Source organism: Bacillus sp. SIMBA_005 (genome assembly GCF_046535585.1).
Classification (GTDB): Bacteria; Bacillota; Bacilli; order Bacillales; family Bacillaceae; genus Bacillus; species Bacillus pumilus.
In genome coordinates this window covers 1-235 of record NZ_JAWRWI010001197.1, presented here as the reverse complement: position 1 = coordinate 235, position 235 = coordinate 1, and the positions used below count along the sequence as shown (strand labels likewise).

Annotated in this window: 1 protein-coding gene; it reads right to left on the bottom strand. The window is 78.3% G+C overall.

Annotation, left to right across the window (positions count from 1 at the left end; genetic code table 11):
- Positions 1–235: hypothetical protein (locus tag SB660_RS23880; RefSeq protein ID WP_410585094.1), on the bottom strand; the 235-nt coding region annotated here is incomplete at both ends.

The following is a 235-nucleotide window of genomic DNA, read 5'->3' as shown; positions in this document are numbered from 1 at the left end:
CGCGCATCTCGCCCTCGACGCCGCCCTCCCGATAGGCGACCACGACGCCCTGCCCGTCGTCGCGCACGCGGATCACCTCGATGCCCCGGCGCGGCTCGGGCGCGCACGCGCGGAGCGCCTCCTCCGTGACGGCCTGCGGCACGGTCGCGATGAAGCCGTAGCGGGCGCCCGGACGGTCGAAGCGCACCCTGCCGATCACGCGGCCGCGGCAGACCGCGACGCCCGCGGCGACGCG